General features: G+C 51.7%; 16 protein-coding genes. 13 read left to right on the forward strand and 3 right to left on the reverse strand.

Annotated features, from left to right (window positions below; all coding sequences use genetic code 11):
• Window positions 1-62 precede the first annotated feature (62 nt).
• Entirely contained in the window at window positions 63-1427 is a 1365-nt protein-coding gene (gene radA / locus ABC502_RS18415; RefSeq protein WP_330086001.1) for a DNA repair protein RadA, read from the forward strand.
• A gap of 53 nt (window positions 1428-1480) precedes the next feature.
• Here the strand turns inward: radA and ABC502_RS18420 are convergent, their stop codons facing one another.
• Window positions 1481-2254: an outer membrane protein assembly factor BamD gene (locus tag ABC502_RS18420; RefSeq protein WP_330086002.1), complete on the reverse strand. Its 774-nt coding sequence runs from the start codon at window positions 2252-2254 to the stop codon at window positions 1481-1483.
• A gap of 115 nt (window positions 2255-2369) precedes the next feature.
• Between ABC502_RS18420 and rluD the strand changes: the two genes are divergently transcribed.
• The 6 genes from rluD to ABC502_RS18450 all read left to right on the forward strand — a co-directional run bounded on the left by rluD (window position 2370) and on the right by ABC502_RS18450 (window position 10239).
• A complete protein-coding gene (gene rluD / locus ABC502_RS18425; protein ID WP_330086003.1) occupies window positions 2370-3344 on the forward strand; it encodes a 23S rRNA pseudouridine(1911/1915/1917) synthase RluD in 975 nt (324 codons plus the stop codon).
• 1 nt (window position 3345) lies between these two features.
• Entirely contained in the window at window positions 3346-4077 is a 732-nt protein-coding gene (pgeF, locus tag ABC502_RS18430; protein ID WP_330086394.1) for a peptidoglycan editing factor PgeF, read from the forward strand.
• 101 nt (window positions 4078-4178) lie between these two features.
• Window positions 4179-6749 (forward strand): ATP-dependent chaperone ClpB, encoded by a 2571-nt coding sequence (gene clpB, locus ABC502_RS18435; protein ID WP_345916909.1) that lies wholly within the window; start codon window positions 4179-4181, stop codon window positions 6747-6749.
• Between the two features lie 203 nt (window positions 6750-6952).
• Complete coding sequence (gene pssA / locus ABC502_RS18440) at window positions 6953-7789, forward strand: CDP-diacylglycerol--serine O-phosphatidyltransferase (protein ID WP_345916914.1); 837 nt, start codon at window positions 6953-6955, stop codon at window positions 7787-7789.
• Between the two features lie 111 nt (window positions 7790-7900).
• A complete protein-coding gene (gene gshA, locus ABC502_RS18445; RefSeq protein WP_345916910.1) occupies window positions 7901-9499 on the forward strand; it encodes a glutamate--cysteine ligase in 1599 nt (532 codons plus the stop codon).
• A gap of 116 nt (window positions 9500-9615) precedes the next feature.
• Window positions 9616-10239, forward strand: coding sequence for a hypothetical protein (locus ABC502_RS18450; protein WP_330086007.1), 624 nt, complete (start codon window positions 9616-9618; stop codon window positions 10237-10239).
• Between the two features lie 37 nt (window positions 10240-10276).
• Here the strand turns inward: ABC502_RS18450 and ABC502_RS18455 are convergent, their stop codons facing one another.
• Complete coding sequence (locus ABC502_RS18455; protein WP_330086008.1) at window positions 10277-11554, reverse strand: HlyC/CorC family transporter; 1278 nt, start codon at window positions 11552-11554, stop codon at window positions 10277-10279.
• Window positions 11555-11626: 72 nt separating this feature from the next.
• Complete coding sequence (gene ccsA, locus ABC502_RS18460) at window positions 11627-12433, reverse strand: cytochrome c biogenesis protein CcsA (RefSeq protein WP_345916911.1); 807 nt, start codon at window positions 12431-12433, stop codon at window positions 11627-11629.
• A gap of 141 nt (window positions 12434-12574) precedes the next feature.
• Here ccsA and ffh point away from each other — a divergent pair, with 141 nt between their 5' ends.
• From ffh to ABC502_RS18490, 6 genes are all read left to right on the forward strand, one after another.
• Window positions 12575-13942, forward strand: coding sequence for a signal recognition particle protein (gene ffh, locus ABC502_RS18465; protein WP_330086010.1), 1368 nt, complete (start codon window positions 12575-12577; stop codon window positions 13940-13942).
• 111 nt (window positions 13943-14053) lie between these two features.
• Complete coding sequence (gene rpsP, locus ABC502_RS18470) at window positions 14054-14305, forward strand: 30S ribosomal protein S16 (protein ID WP_091337841.1); 252 nt, start codon at window positions 14054-14056, stop codon at window positions 14303-14305.
• A 26-nt stretch (window positions 14306-14331) separates the two neighbouring features.
• Window positions 14332-14862: a ribosome maturation factor RimM gene (gene rimM, locus ABC502_RS18475; RefSeq protein ID WP_330086011.1), complete on the forward strand. Its 531-nt coding sequence runs from the start codon at window positions 14332-14334 to the stop codon at window positions 14860-14862.
• Window positions 14862-15638: a tRNA (guanosine(37)-N1)-methyltransferase TrmD gene (gene trmD / locus ABC502_RS18480; RefSeq protein WP_345916912.1), complete on the forward strand. Its 777-nt coding sequence runs from the start codon at window positions 14862-14864 to the stop codon at window positions 15636-15638. The genes rimM and trmD overlap by 1 nt, the downstream gene beginning before the upstream one ends.
• Before the next feature lie 22 nt (window positions 15639-15660).
• Window positions 15661-16020, forward strand: coding sequence for a 50S ribosomal protein L19 (gene rplS, locus ABC502_RS18485; protein WP_330086013.1), 360 nt, complete (start codon window positions 15661-15663; stop codon window positions 16018-16020).
• A 176-nt stretch (window positions 16021-16196) separates the two neighbouring features.
• Window positions 16197-16797 (forward strand): hypothetical protein (locus tag ABC502_RS18490; protein WP_345916913.1); only part of this gene is annotated, 601 nt, incomplete at its 3' end.

Consider the following 16797-nt stretch of genomic DNA (forward strand, 5'->3'; position numbering starts at 1 on the left):
AATGACAGTACGCTACGTGGTTGCGACATGAAATGCAATATCCATACCCGTTGAGGAATGAAATGGCAAAAAATAAAACGGCTTACGTCTGCAACGACTGTGGGGCCGACTTTATGCGCTGGCAGGGACAGTGCAGCGAATGCGGAGCCTGGAATACCATCACTGAGGTGAGACTTGGCCCGGCGAAAGACAAAAGCAGCCGCTTTGGCGGTTATGCTGGAGCGACAGCCGCGAAGGTGTTGCGGCTGGATGAAGTGGATTTACAGGATGTACCACGCTTTAGCTCTGGCTTTCTGGAGTTGGATCGGGTGCTGGGTGGTGGCATCGTGCCAGGTTCGGCGGTGTTGATTGGCGGTAGCCCGGGGGCAGGGAAAAGCACCCTGTTGCTGCAAATGATGTGTGGTCTGGCGGAGCAGGGCAATGCACTCTATGTCACCGGGGAAGAGTCGCTGCAACAGGTCGCGCTTCGCGCCAACCGGCTTGGTTTGCCAACCGGCAAACTGCGGATGCTGGCGGAAACCAATGTGGAAAGCATTTGCCACCTGGCCCAACAGGAAAAGCCGCGGATTATGGTGATTGACTCCATTCAGGTGATGCAGATGGCCGAGATCCAGTCGGCCCCCGGCAGCGTGTCGCAGGTACGGGAAAGTGCCGCTTACCTGACCCGTTTTGCCAAGCAGCACAACATAGCGGTGATTATGGTGGGGCATGTGACCAAAGATGGCAGCCTGGCAGGTCCGAAAGTGCTGGAACATTGCATCGATTGCTCTATTTTACTGGATGGTGATGCCGACAGTCGTTATCGCACGCTGCGTGGCCATAAGAATCGCTTTGGGGCCGTAAATGAGTTGGGGGTTTTTGCCATGACCGGCCAGGGCATGAAAGAAGTGAAAAACCCGTCTGCTATTTTCTTAAGTCGGAGCGAGGATGTCCAGTCCGGTAGCATCGTGATGGTGCTGTGGGAAGGGACCCGGCCTTTGCTGGTGGAAATTCAGGCGCTGGTGGACCACTCGCCGCTGAACAACCCTCGCCGGGTAACCGTGGGGATGGAGCAAAATCGCATCGCCATGCTGTTGGCGGTGATGCATCGCCATGCCGGCTTGCAGATGGCCGATCAGGATGTGTTTGTCAATGTGGTGGGTGGTATCCGGGTGCAAGAAACCAGTGCCGATTTAGCCACCTTGCTGGCATTGGTCTCCAGCTTTCGCAACAAACCCTTACCGCCTGATTTGGTTGTATTTGGTGAAGTGGGGTTATCCGGCGAAATCCGGCCGGTGCCAAGCGGTCAGGAGCGACTGCGCGAAGCTGCCAAGCATGGCTTTAAGCGAGCCATTGTGCCCAAAGCCAATTGCCCGAAAGAACCGATTGAGGGCATGCAAGTAACTGGCATCGGCCGTTTATCGGAAGCGCTGGATGCTTTGGATTGATGTATAAAAAATACCGCCAACAGGCGGTATTTTTTTGAGCGGTAAGCTTCGGCTTAGATGCGGGTTCTGTTGTTTGGGAAGTTCAGTTTCAGCACTTCGTAGGCATCATCCCGTAACTTTTCTAAACCTAGTCTATCGTAGCCTTGCACCATCAATTCCAATGCTTGTTCTACCTGAGGCGATTCGCGGAAGTACTCCACAATGTATTTGCCACGGTTGGCGGCAGCCAAATAAGCACCGCGGCGCATGTAGTAATCGGCAACCAGCAGCTCATGGCGGGCCAGTGTTTCGCGGATATGCTGCATACGGATACGGGCATCTGCACTGTACTTGCTGTCCGGGTAACTGGTAATCAGGATGCGGAAGTCATCAAAAGCCTGACGGGTACTGGCAAGGTCACGGTCGGCCTGGTCAATGCCAAAGAACGACTGAAAGGCGTTCTCATCTGCTTTGAGGTTGGTAAGACCGCGCATGTAATACACATAATCCAGATCCGGATGGTTTGGATTCAGCCGAATAAAACGATCGATGTTGGCGATGGCTTGCGGTAAGTTGTTGGCCTGGTAGTAAGCATAGATGATATCCAACTGCACCTGACGGGCCATAGGGCCAAAGGGGTAACGGTTCTCAACAGCCTGAAGCAGCTCGATGGCGCGGTTGTATAAACCTGAATCCAGTACACGTTTGGCCTCGTCGTACATGACTTGGGCATTTTGAGTTACCGATACAGGCTCTTGCTTGCGTTTGCCAGCACAGGCGCTAAGTGTCAGGGTCAGTAAAATTACCCAGAAAATAGTAGAAAACTTGCTGTTCATGGTTAAATTCATATCTCCGTCAGCCTTTGGCTGTCCAGTTGGTGGTAAAACCGTTAAAATATGCTCCAGAGAAACCCGATTCTAACCCAGAGCCTTCGGGAATGCACACAGGATACCTGCTTCCGCTATGACAAAACAGATCAAATTGACAGAAATCGTACCTGACCATCTTTACGGTAAGCGGTTAGATCAGGTACTGGCCGAATTGTTCCCCGATTATTCCCGCTCGCGGATAAAAAACTGGATCCAGGCCGGCCAGGTCCAAATTGATGGTGCGGTAGAAACCAAACCCAGACATAAATTGCTGGGTGGTGAGCAACTGGCCGTGGATGCAGAGCTGCAGGAAGAAGTGCAGCACGAAGCCGAGGCTATTGACCTGGTTATCCTTTACGAAGACGATGATATCCTGGTAATCAACAAGCCGGCCGGTTTGGTAGTTCATCCCGGTGCTGGCAATCAAGCCGGCACCTTGCTGAACGCCTTGCTGCACCATGTGCCGGATATCGTGGAAGTGCCAAGGGCAGGTATTATTCACCGGCTGGATAAAGACACTTCCGGTGTGATGGTGGTGGCTAAAACGGTACCGGCGCAAACGGCTTTGGTTTCAGCCATGCAACAGCGCCTGATTACCCGTGAGTACGAAGCCGTCTGTCATGGCACCTTAACTGGTGGGGGGACCGTCGATGCCCCTATAGGGCGCCATCAAACCCAACGCACCCTGATGGCGATTGATGAAGGAGGCAAGCCGGCTGTTACTCATTACCGGGTGATGGAACGTTTTCGGGCCCACACCCGCTTGCGGCTGCGGCTGGAAACCGGTCGCACTCACCAAATTCGGGTCCATATGCAATCGTTGCATCATCCTTTGGTTGGCGATCCTGTCTATGGTGGCCGGCCCAGGCCGCCGCGCGGTGCCAGCGAGCAGTTTCGCCAGGTATTGCAACGCTTTCAGCGTCAGGCGCTGCATGCCGCCCTGCTGAAACTGGAGCATCCTATCAGCGGTGAGCCGATGGAATGGCAGGCACCGATCCCGGAGGATATGCGCTTACTGGTCGAGACCCTGCGGGCTGATACGCAGGAACATGGCATGGACGATGCCTGAGTTGCAACTGATTCAACCGGACTGGCCGGCACCTGCCAGGGTGAAGGCCATCAGCAGTACCCGTTTGGGCGGTGTGTCGGTTGGCTGTTTTAGCGGCTTGAACCTGGGTAGTCATGTGGACGATGCACCGGCTGCAGTGACAGTTAATCGCCAGATGTTGGCCGCAGCCGCTGCTATGCCTCAGCCACCGCTTTGGCTGGAACAGGTGCATGGCACTGAGGTTGCTGTGTTGCCTCTGAGCAATCAGGGGGCGGTGATTGCCGATGCGGCTTTTAGTGAGCACGCAGGCCAGGTCTGTACGGTGATGACGGCTGATTGCTTGCCAGTGCTGCTCTGTGATGCCAGCGGCAGTCAGGTGGCAGCCGTCCACGCTGGCTGGCGCGGCCTGGCTGCTGGTGTGTTGGAAAGGACCTTAGCCCAGTTTGCGGCTGGCGCTGAGATCATGGCCTGGCTTGGGCCTGCCATTGGGCCTTCGGCCTTTGAGGTCGGCAGTGAAGTCGTACAGCAATTTAACGCCAGTGATGCAGCTGCAGCCAGTGCCTTTGTCCAACAGGGTGAACACAAGTGGCTGGCTGATTTATACCAACTGGCCCGGCTGCGTTTGCAACGCGCTGGGGTGCAGGCGATATACGGCGGCAACTACTGCACTTACTCGCAAGCCGAATTGTTTTACTCCTACCGCCGTGATGGCCAGACTGGCCGAATGGCCAGCTGTATTTGGTTGCAGCCCTAACGTTGATCTTAGTCAATTATTTGACACTTGCTGCTTGAAAACTGCCCAGCCTTTCCCAATATAAGCTATAACTTTTGTTACAGTTTTGATTGGAGAACATCATGCGATTAGATCGTTTGACCAGCAAGTTCCAACAGGCCATTGCCGATGCGCAATCGCTGGCACTTGGCCGCGATCATCAGTTTATTGAGCCGGTGCATCTGATGCATGCGTTGCTGAATCAGGATGGCAGCACCGTACGCGAATTGCTGAATAAGCTTGGAATTAATTTTAACGAACTGCGGCTGAAAGTGACGCAGGCCATAGAGCGCTTGCCAACGGTGGAAGGCACCGGTGGTGATGTACAGTTATCCGCATCGATGGGCACCTTGCTCAACCTGTGCGACAAGCTGGCGCAAAAGCGCAAAGATCAATACATTTCCAGCGAGTTGTTTGTTCTGGCTGCCACCGAGGATAAGGGCGCTTTGGGTCAGATCCTGCGAGAGCAAGGGGTGACCAATGAAGCACTGGCTAAAGCCATTGACCAGATGCGTGCTGGTCAGCAAGTGGACGATCCCAATGCTGAAGATACCCGGCAGGCACTGAGTAAGTACACTGTCGATTTAACGGCCAGGGCCGAAGCCGGTAAGCTGGACCCAGTGATTGGCAGGGATGAAGAAATTCGCCGCTGCATTCAGGTACTGCAACGCCGCACTAAAAACAACCCGGTATTGATTGGTGAGCCTGGTGTGGGAAAAACCGCCATTGTCGAAGGGTTGGCGCTGCGAATCATCAACAAAGAAGTACCGGCAGGTTTACTTGATAAACGGGTGTTGGCACTGGATTTGGGCGCACTGTTGGCTGGTGCCAAGTACCGCGGGGAATTTGAAGAGCGGCTAAAAGCAGTGCTGAATGAGCTGGCCAAAGAAGAAGGCCAGGTCATTTTGTTTATCGATGAAATTCATACTATGGTCGGCGCAGGAAAAGCCGATGGCGCCATGGATGCTGGTAATATGTTAAAGCCGGCGCTGGCGCGGGGGGAGCTGCATTGCCTGGGTGCTACTACCCTGGATGAGTACCGCAAATACATTGAAAAAGATGCGGCGCTGGAACGGCGCTTTCAAAAAGTTTTGGTGGAAGAGCCTACGGTCGAAGACACCATTGCCATTTTGCGGGGCTTAAAAGAGCGCTATGAGCTGCACCATGCGGTGGAAATTACCGATCCGGCCATCGTAGCTGCGGCCACCTTATCACATCGCTACGTCAATGACCGCCAGTTGCCGGATAAAGCCATTGATTTGATTGATGAAGCGGCGTCCAGCATTCGGATGCAGATGGACTCCAAGCCTGAAGAAATGGATCGGCTGGAGCGGCGCATTATTCAATTGAAGCTGGAAGACAATGCACTCAGCAAAGAAGTGGATGATGGCAGCAAAAAGCGTCGTGATGCGATACAGGAACAAATTGCTCAACTGGAGCAGGAATACCAGGGACTGGATGAAATCTGGGAGGCGGAAAAAGCAGCTTTGCAGGGAACTCAGACCATTAAAGCCGAGTTGGAGCAGGTGCGGCTGGATCTGGAAGTAGCCCGCCGGGCCGGCGATTTGCAGCGAATGTCCGAGTTGCAGTATGGGCGTATTCCGGCATTGGAGAAGCAACTGGATTTAGCTAGCCAGGCCGAAATGCAGGATATGCAGTTGCTGCGTAACCGGGTGACTGAGCAAGAGATTGCGGATGTGCTGTCGAAAGCCACCGGTATTCCGGTCAGCAAGATGCTGGAAGGCGAGCGGGATAAGTTGTTACAGATGGAAGATGCGCTGCACAAGAATGTGGTCGGGCAACAGGAAGCTGTAGCAGCCGTTGCTAATGCGATACGTCGTTCGCGTGCTGGCTTATCCGATCCGAACCGTCCCATTGGCTCTTTCCTGTTTTTAGGGCCGACCGGGGTTGGTAAAACTGAACTGACCAAGTCATTGGCCACCTTTTTGTTTGATAGTCCGGATGCGATGGTGCGGATTGATATGTCCGAGTTTATGGAAAAACACGCAGTATCGCGCCTGGTTGGTGCACCTCCTGGCTATGTTGGTTATGAGGAGGGCGGCTATCTGACTGAAGCCGTCAGGCGCAAGCCTTATTCGGTGATCCTGCTGGATGAAGTGGAAAAAGCGCACCCGGATGTGTTCAATATTCTGTTGCAGGTGCTGGACGATGGCCGTTTGACCGATGGTCAGGGCCGCACGGTCGATTTTAAAAACAGCGTGATCATTATGACCTCAAACTTAGGCTCGGATTTGATCCAGGAATACAGCAGTGAGTCGAGCTATCAGGACATGAAAACCATGTTGATGGATGTACTTGGCAAGCACTTCAGGCCTGAATTTTTAAATCGGGTTGATGAAACTGTGGTGTTCCATCCATTGGGTCATGCCCAGATCAAGTCGATTGCGACTATCCAGCTGCAGCGGTTACGTCAGCGCCTGGAAGAGCGTGATTATCAGTTGGAAGTCAGTGAAGCGGCTCTGGATAAACTGGCGGCGGCCGGCTTTGATCCGGTATACGGTGCAAGGCCGCTGAAGCGGGCTATCCAACATTACCTGGAAAACCCATTGGCACAAGCTTTACTCCGAGGGGATATTGCCCCGGGCAGCACAGTGCAGATTGGTGTTGATGGTGATGACTTTGTGATCCGCTAACACTGATTTAGGCTTATTGTTCGTTCACTCAATGCCCGCCACTGCGTGGGCATTGTTGGTGGTTGATGCTGAATGCTTTGATAACCTGTATACAGCCAGTGGCAGCATTCGTCAGGTCGCAATCAGCTTTTCTTTTGCGTTTTTCCGATCCGTGATACATTAAGCCGCATCAACCTGATGGTTTATTTGGGCGCATGGAATCTATGACTGAAGCTGGCAAAACAGAATCTCAGCCTCGTAAGGGCATCTATTTATTACCAAACCTGCTAACTACCGGAGGTTTGTTCTCTGGCTTTTACGCCATTATTTCATCCATGAATGGCCACTTTGAAGCGGCAGCTATCGCTATTTTTGTAGCGATGATTTTTGATGGCCTGGATGGCCGGGTGGCCCGCCTTACCAATACCCAGAGTGAATTTGGAGCACAGTACGACAGCATGGCCGATATGCTGTCTTTTGGCATGGCACCCGCTATGGTGATGTATAATTGGGCGCTGTCAGATACTGGTAAGTTTGGTTGGTTGGCGGCATTTTTATTTGTTGCCTGCGCAGCGCTGCGGCTGGCGCGTTTTAATGCCAACCTGTCTGTGACGGACGGTCGTTTTTTTCAGGGGCTGGCCAGCCCCGCTTCGGCGGCATTGATGGCCGGCATGGTGTGGACCGGAGCCTATTATGAATTAGATGGTCATGACTTTGGGTATCTGCTGGGAATACTGACAATTTTGTCCGGCTTGCTGATGGTGAGTAACTTCCGCTACCACTCCTTTAAAGATGTGAATTGGCGGGATAAGGTTTCCTTTGTCACTATTTTATTGGTAGTACTGATTTTCGTAGTAATTGCTGCACGGCCGGCAGAAATGCTACTGATTATCTTCTTGCTGTATGCCTGCTCGGGGCCTATTACCACGATTCGAAGTGTTAATAAGCTGAAGCTGGAGCATGTAGTGGGCGACGTTGCACCGCCAGAGGCGGATGATACAGATGCAGCTCCGGTAGATAACACAGTGACTGGAGAAGGCACTGATTCGGAGCAAAAATAGCCGGAAAAAAGCTCTACAGCCTTGTTGCCGTAGTATTTCCAAAGTAGAGTGAGCGACAGGTAACAGGCTGTCGCTCAGTAATACGGGCCTTCAAGTAAGGAAGGGTGTCTTTTGAGTTCACTTCTTAAGCAACGTCTGGCAGCACTTTCAGCTGCAGAGCATCTAAACAGTATTGTCGGGATCCGGCGGGGGTTGGAGCGGGAGACTTTACGGATCAAGCCGGATGGCCGTTTGGCGGATACAGCACATCAAGAGGCGCTCGGTTCGGCTTTAACCCACCCGATGATTACCACCGATTTTTCTGAAACACTGCTTGAGTTTATTACCCCGGTTTCAACCGATATCGATACGACGCTGGCACAATTGTCGGATGTGCATACGTTCACCCTGAAGCAGTTAGGGCAGGAGCGTTTATGGCCATTGAGTATGCCATGCTATATTGGCCATGAAGATGAGATCCAACTGGCGCAGTATGGTAGCTCCAATGTTGGCCGGATGAAAACGCTCTATCGTCAGGGCTTAAAACGTCGATATGGCAGCATGATGCAGGCCATCAGCGGGGTGCACTTTAACTTCTCGTTTCCGGCTGGCTTTTGGCCGCACTTGGCGACTATTTTTGGCCAGAGTACCGCCGATCAAGCTTTTATCTCTGAGCAGTATCTGGCATTGGTGCGAAACTACAAACGCATGGCCTGGTTGATTGTGTATCTATTTGGGGCTTCACCGGCCTTGTGCAGTTCTTTTATCCAGGGCAGAAACAGCAAATACCCATTTGAAAAACTGGGTAAAGGCACCTTGTATTTGCCTTACGCGACATCGCTACGGATGAGTGATTTAGGCTATACCAACAGTGCCCAATCGCGCCTGAAAGTCACCTACAACTCGCTGGATGAATACATCGCAGGCTTGCATCAGGCCATTACCCTGCCTTCGGATGAGTATGCTGCTATTCCTTGCAATGCAGAGCAGGGATATCAACAGCTGAACAGCAACATTTTGCAGATAGAAAACGAATTTTATTCCACCATCCGACCTAAGCGCACCATTGAAAGTGGCGAGCGGCCAACCTGTGCGTTGGCGGCGCGCGGGGTCGAATACATTGAAGTGCGGGCTCTGGATGTCAATCCGTTTAGCTCTGTTGGGGTTAGTGCGGAACAAATGCGCTTTTTGGATGTGTTTTTGTGCTATTGCCTACTGCAGGAAAGCCCCGAGCTAAGTCATGAAGATCAACTGGTGACCGAGCAGAACCTGAAGAAAGTGGTGACGGATGGCCGGCGACAAAACCTGGAACTGATGCAGCACGGTGCACCACGTTTAATGTTGGATTGGGCGGAAGAGATTTTTGCCGATTTATCCGCGGTGGCGGCTTGGTTGGATCAGGCCTATGGTGGCACCCGCTATCAGGACACGATTAAAGCTTTTTACCTAAGCCTGCTGGACCCGGCCAATACCTATTCAGGCCGTTTACTTAAGCAATTACTGGCAGCACAACAAGACAATGGCCCCTTTGCGCTGGCTATGGCGGAGCAGTATCGTCAGCAACTGTTGCAGCGAGGCTACCAGTACTTCGACGAGCAAGCATTGATTGCGATGGCAGTACAGTCGCATCAACAGCAAGCGGAGGTGGAAGCGGCGGATACGTTAAGTTTTGAAGCTTATCTGCAGGATTACTTTGCGCCTAAGCCTTGTTCTTTACAAAGCAGCAGCTAAAAAAAGCGGTCACCAGGAGAGGGGTGACCGCGATACAGGATTGAAATCCAGGGAAACGTAAAACTTGATTTGCGTCCTTGCACTTTGTTAGAAGCGAATGGATCTATAAAGTTCATATGAAGACGAATAATTTTTTAATTGGTGGTGTATTTTTTTCAGTGGTGTTGTTATCCGGCTGCAGTACGCCCCCGCCACAAAATAGCAGCAATATCTGCGATATCTTTAAAGAACATCGTTCCTGGTACAAGGCTGCTGCCAATACCCGCGATAAATGGGGGGTACCTATTCATGTGCCAATGAGCATGATGTTTCAGGAAAGCAGCTTCCGTCATAATGCCCGGCCACCGATGCGCTATTTTTTAGGCTTTATCCCCTATGGTCGTGCCAGCTCGGCTTATGGTTATTCACAGGCCAAAACCGAAACCTGGGCTGATTACCAGCGGGAAACCAACCGCCGTTTTGCCAGCCGCAGCAACTTTTCCGATGCTATGGATTTTATGGGGTGGTACATTGATAAAACCCATCGTATTAATGGCGTGTCTAAATGGGATGCCTACAATCAGTACCTGAATTACCATGATGGCTGGGGTGGGTTTCAGCGCGGCACCTATCGCAATAAAACCTGGCTGATTTCCGTGGCACGGCGGGTGGATGATCGGGCTCAGATGTATGCTACGCAATTGTCCAGTTGTGAAAAAGAGTTACAGCGGGGCTGGTTCCGTCGTTTAATCGGTTTTTGATTCGAGCCAATGCAGCCCGGGACCAGCCGGGCTGTGGCTAGTGGTCACGCCGTTTTTTCGATAGCGGGAACAAACGAATGGTTTTGATCATATTATCCTGCACCTCGACGATTTCCATTTTGTAACCGGCTAGTTTAAGGCTCAGGCTTCCTTGTGGAATTTCTTCCAAATACTCCAGCACCAGGCCATTCAGTGTTTTGGGCCCATCGGTGGGGAAGCTGAGTTGCAGTTCGCGGTTTAAATCGCGCAAGTTAATGCCGCCTTCTACCAGCACAGTACCGTCCGGCTGAGCAATGATTTCTTCATGGTTGTCTTCAACGACGTCGGTCGTGAAATCACCCACCACTTCTTCCAGAATGTCTTCCAGAGTTACCAGGCCTTGAATATCACCGTACTCGTCGACCACCAGGCCAATACGTTCTTTTGACGCCTGGAACTTTAACAATTGTGTACTGAGCGGAGTACCTTCCGGAATGTAGTAAATATCCCGCACCGCACGCAGCAAGGTGGCTTTGGTCAGCTGTTTTTTCAGCAAAGGACGCACCAGATCCCGGGTATTCAAAAAGCCGAGGGCATCATCAATGGTATCTCTGTACAGCAGCAGGCGGCTGTGTGGTGAATTGGCCAACTGACGTACCAGTTGTTTCCAGTCGTCGCTGACATCCAGGCCGCTGATTTCATTACGCGGGATCATGATGTCTTCAACTGTCGCATGCTCCAAATCCAGCACGCCAACCAACATGCTTTGATGCTTCTCCGGGATCAGGGCACCAGCTTCATGTACCACAGTGCGTAACTCTTCCGCGCTTAAGCTGTTGCCTTGATGCTGCTCCGCGCTGACGCCAAACAGCTTCAGGAAGTTGTTGGTAATTTGATTGACCAGCCAAACGATGGGGTACAGCACTTTCAGCAGGGGCTTTAAAATAACCGAGCTGGGAAAAGCGACCCGCTCCGGGTGCAGTGCGGCCAAGGTTTTGGGGGTGACTTCAGCAAACACCAGGATCACCAGCGTCAAACCAAAGGTGGCAATGGCGATACCGATATCCCCAAACAACCGCAAGCCAATGATGGTAGCGATGGCCGAAGCGGCAATATTCACCAGGTTATTGCCAATCAGGATCAAGCCAATCAGCCGATCAGGACGCTTTAGCAACTGACTGACACGCAGCGCGCCTTTGTTTTTTTCATTCGCCAGATGCTTCAAGCGGTATGGGTTTACCGACATCATGCCGGTTTCAGAGCCCGAAAAGTACGCGGAGATAAAAATAAGTACACCAAGAATAATAAATAAGGTACTGGTAGCTATCGCGTCCAAAAGAGGGTTACCTGTGTGGCCTAAAGGGAATGGAATGCATAGTATGTACGTGTAGCAAGCAGATGTAAAACATCAGAGCGCGCCACTTAGCAGCACTTCACGTACAAAGCGACTGCCAAAGTAAGCCAGTGTTAACAGCAGGCTGCCAAGCAGAGTCAGGCTGATGGCTGTTTTACCGCGCCAGCCAAGGCGGGCATGGCCCCAGCTAAGCAGAGCAAACAGCACAAAGGCTATCAGGCTCAGCACATTTTTGTGCAGGTTGTGTTTGCCAAGCCAGTCGCTGGTAAAGAGCGCACCGCTAAGCAGGGTAATGCCAAGCAGCAAGGTACCAACCAGCAACAACCGGAACTGCAGTACTTCGGCTTGCATCAGTGGTGGTAGTTGCGAGTGCATGCTCAGCGCTTTGTGTTTTAGTTTATAACTGATGTAGCTGACTTGCACACTGTAGAGGGTTGCCAGGATCAGAATAACGTAAGCGATAAAGGCTACCAGTATATGCAACAGCAAAAGCGGATTGTGCTCAATCTGCAGAATTTGCGTGCCCTGAGGTATCATTAGCACACTTAGTTGCACCAGGGCTGCACAGCCATACACCACCGGTAATAACAGTATCAAAGGCGAGCGCAGTGCGGTCACTGTGACTGCAACAGTGATCAGCCAACTGACCAAAGAGCTGACATTTAGCAGGCTGAAGTTCTGGCCTGCCGGGGTAAATAAAACACCGGACAAGGCAATAGCATGCAACACCAGGCCGACACAAGCTGCACTAAAAGTGAGCCGAAGCAGTGGCCCCGCCGGGTGAAATAAACGGCCAAGAACAGTGCCTGCTGCCAGCGCATAAGCCAGCATGGCAATCAATGGCAACAACAGCGTGTGCATGCAAAACTTTCCCTGAATTACAGTTGGATAGCCATTGTATTGCAACTGAGATGGAATACCAATGCCTAAATAGCTCTGTGGCTGACGACGGCAATCGACTCAGGTATACTGGCAGCATACTGATAGTGATGGGTGAATACCATGTTTGAGAATTTATCGGAGCGTCTGACCCGAACACTGAAGAACATCAGTGGCCGCGGACGCCTGACCGAAGAGAACATCAAAGAGACACTGCGTGAAGTACGGATGGCGTTACTGGAGGCCGATGTGGCTTTGCCAGTGGTACGCGATTTTGTCGCTCAGGTGAAAGAAAAAGCCGTTGGCCTGGAAGTCAGCAAAAGCCTGACGCCTGGTCAGGAGTTTATCAAGATTGTGCGCAAGGCGCTGGAAGAGGCCATGGGTGAAGCCAATGAAGAGTTGGCGCTCAACACCCAGCCCCCTGCCGTGGTCTTGATGGCTGGTTTGCAAGGTGCAGGTAAAACCACCTCGGTCGGTAAGCTGGCGCGTTTCTTAACGCAGCGCAAAAAGAAAAAAGTCCTGGTAGTCAGTGCCGACGTTTACCGGCCAGCAGCGATTAAGCAGTTGGAGACTCTGGCCAAAGAGGTTGGGGTAGAGTTTTTCCCAAGCGATGTATCGCAGCAACCGGTCGCTATTGTTAATGCCGCTATTGCTCATGCTCGCACCCGTCAGTTTGATGTGCTGTTGGTCGATACCGCCGGTCGCTTGCACGTCGATGATGCGATGATGCAGGAAATCCAAACACTGCATGCGGCGGTGAAGCCCATTGAAACCCTGTTTGTGGTTGATGCCATGACCGGTCAGGATGCGGCCAATACAGCCAAAGCCTTTAATGATGCCTTGCCATTGACCGGGGTGATTTTAACCAAGGCCGATGGTGATGCCCGTGGCGGAGCAGCCTTATCCATTCGTCATATTACCGGCAAGCCGATTAAGTTCATCGGTATGGGCGAGAAAGTGGATGCGCTTGAGCCTTTCCATCCGGATCGGGTGGCGTCCCGTATCCTTGGTATGGGCGATGTACTGAGCCTGATTGAGGAAATCGAGCAAAAAGTCGATAAAGACAAAGCGGCCAAAGTGGCGCAGAAGATGATGAAAGGCAAAGGCTTTAGCCTGGAAGACTTTCGTGATCAGCTGGGCCAGATGCGCAATATGGGCGGCATGATGTCGATGATGGATAAATTGCCGGGCATGAAAAACCTGCCAGCCAATGTCGCCGGCCAGATGGACGATAAACAGTTTATCCGGATGGAAGCTATCATCAATTCAATGACACCAAAAGAGCGCCAGTTTCCGGATTTAATTAAAGGCTCCCGCAAAAAACGCATTGCCGCAGGTTCCGGCACTCAGGTGCAGGACGTCAATAAGATGCTGAAGCAATTTACCCAGATGCAGAAGATGATGAAGCAGATGTCGGGTAAGGGCGGCATGATGAAGATGATGCGCGGCCTTGGCGGCAAGTTACCACCAGGGATGCTGCCACCCCGATAAGCCGCGAAATGCCTTGCAATCGGGGCAAAAATCCGTACAATGCACCAGCCCTCCGAACCGTCGGAGGTGCTGTTATTTTTTAAAACCTGAACGAAAAACTTAGAGGACGGTATGGTAACTATTCGTTTACAACGTGGTGGCGCGAAAAAGCGTCCTTTTTACCAAGTTGTGGTTGCGGACAGCCGTTTTTCCCGTGATGGCCGTTTTATTGAGCGTGTTGGTTTCTTTAACCCAATCGCCAGCGGCACGGAAGAAAAACTGCGTCTGGACCTGGAGCGCGTGAATCACTGGGTTGCACAAGGTGCATCTTTGAGTGAGCGTGTTGCAAACCTGGTAAAAACTGCTAAAAAAGCTGCTGCTTAATTTAGCCTGATCTGTGGAGTTGTCGCTTGAGTTCGAATGATGAACTGATTTTGGTTGGCAAATTTGGTGCTGTGTACGGCATTAACGGCTGGCTAAAAGTGAACAGCTATACAGATTTCCCGGAAGGGATTTTTGATTATACACCCTGGGTAGTCAGTGTTCAGGGGCGTCCACAACAAATGCAGGTCACCAGCTGGAAACGCCATAGCAATGGTTTGATTGCCAAGCTGGAAGGAGTTTCGGACCGCGATCAGGCCCAGCGTCTGGTCAATGCCGATATCGCCGTACCAACCAGTGTATTGCCCGCGCTTGGCGAGGGTGATTACTACTGGAAAGACCTGATGGGTCTGGCGGTGGTGAATGAAGCCGGCTATCACTTAGGTGAAGTCAGCGACATGATGGAAACCGGTTCCAACGATGTGCTGGTGGTGAAAGCCAACCGCACCGATGCATTTGGCAAGAAAGAACGGTTGCTGCCTTTTATCACCAATACGGTAATAAAAGAAGTGAACCTGACTGAGCGACGTATTGTCGTCGACTGGGATCCCGCGTTTTAATGCAGGAATCATGCAAGCTTTGGGTTGGGGTAGTATCCCTGTTCCCGGAGATGTTTCAGGCAATAACGCAGTATGGGGTGACCGGGCGGGCTTTGCGCCAGGGGCTGATTGATGTGCAGTGCTGGAATCCGCGGGATTTTACCACGGACAAACACCGCACTGTCGATGACCGTCCTTATGGTGGCGGACCCGGCATGTTGATGATGGTACAGCCACTCACCGACGCAATCCGCGCTGCCAAGGCAGCTGCAGGGGGCAAGGTGCACACCATCTACCTTTCGCCGCAAGGCCGGAAGTTAGATCAGCAAGGGGTGCAGGAGTTGGCGCAACACAGCAAGCTGCTGTTGGTCGCAGGGCGCTACGAAGGCATTGACGAGCGCGTAATAGAAACCGAAATTGACGAAGAATGGTCAATCGGCGATTACGTGTTAAGCGGGGGCGAGTTACCGGCCATGACATTGATTGATGCAGTGTCGCGATTGGTACCTGGCGTGCTTGGGCATGATTTATCGGCAGAGCAGGATTCGTTTGCATCCGGTTTGTTGGATTGTCCACACTATACCCGGCCCGAAGTGTTAGCAAACAAAGAGGTACCACCGGTTTTGCTGAGTGGTCACCACGACAAAATCAGACGCTGGCGTCTGAAACAGGCCCTTGGCAGGACCTGGTTACGACGGCCAGATATGTTAAATTCCCTGGCTCTGACTGAGGAGCAGCGACAGTTACTGGCTGAGTTCCAACAGGAACACCAGGCGCTGCAGCAGAAAGACAGTTAATTCCAGGTAACGAGAGATTGTTATGAGCAAAGTAAGCCAAAACATCATCAAGCAGCTTGAAGATGAGCAACTGAAGCAAGACGTGCCTGCGTTTGCCCCGGGTGATACCGTGGTGGTTCAGGTACGTGTGAAAGAAGGCGAGAAAACCCGTCTTCAGGCCTACGAAGGTGTAGTGATTGCCAAGCGCAACCGCGGCCTGCATTCTTCTTTCACTGTTCGTAAAGTATCGAACGGCGAAGGGGTAGAGCGTGTGTTCCAGACACACAGCCCATTGGTTGAGAGCATCACTGTTAAGCGTCGCGGTGCGGTACGTCGTGCCAAACTGTACTACTTACGCGATCGTTCAGGTAAATCAGCGCGTATCCGCGAAAAGCTTAACTAAGCACTTTTTGCTGCAACACGAAAGGCTGGCCATTAAGGGTCAGCCTTTTTTTATGCCATATTTGTAATGCTTTATGGCATATTCATTAAATCTTCATTTAATTTCGTAACGTTTAAATTGCAATCTGTTCTTGTAATTGATACTTTCTACTGAATTTGATCAGGGAAGGTATCGCTATGTTGATTCGTACGCTGCTGTTTTGCTTGTTAACCTTATGGCATCTGCTGGGCAGCTTTGCTGTTCAGGCCAGCGCGCCGCTTTATCACTGCAATGTTATTGACTTCAATGGCCCAGAAGCTGGGTATGGGCATTTTTACCCCATAGACGATATATCCATGGTTGAAACTGACAATGGTGAGGATATAGAGCCACCAGATCCAGAGGTGGTGACGAATTACTACATGCACTTCTTTGATCGCAGTAAACAAGTGACGGTTTTATCGGGTAATAATCTGGCCGAGGTGATAGCGCAGTGTACTGATTTTGTCGAGCAAAATGACCAGTTTGTTGTGCATGTCGGGCAGTGCGATCTGACCGATATGTACGGTAATTATCACTCCGGAACCATGCGTACCCATCGGGGGGTGAGTCGGTTTCAAAGGCGTGATGAGGGCTCTCAGTTCGACGCCTTTGAGCTAACCGGTATGCCGTGGGAAATGGTGTATTGGCATTATATTGCCTGTGATATACCTATTATGAATACGCCTATTCAGGTTTTTCCACTACCTTTTGTGATCACCTACGACGATAAAGATGAATGCGAACCAGGCTGCCCGA

Origin of the sequence: Alkalimonas sp. NCh-2, assembly GCF_039631345.1 — a bacterium.
GTDB classification, from domain to species: Bacteria; Pseudomonadota; Gammaproteobacteria; order Enterobacterales; family Alteromonadaceae; genus Alkalimonas; species Alkalimonas mucilaginosa.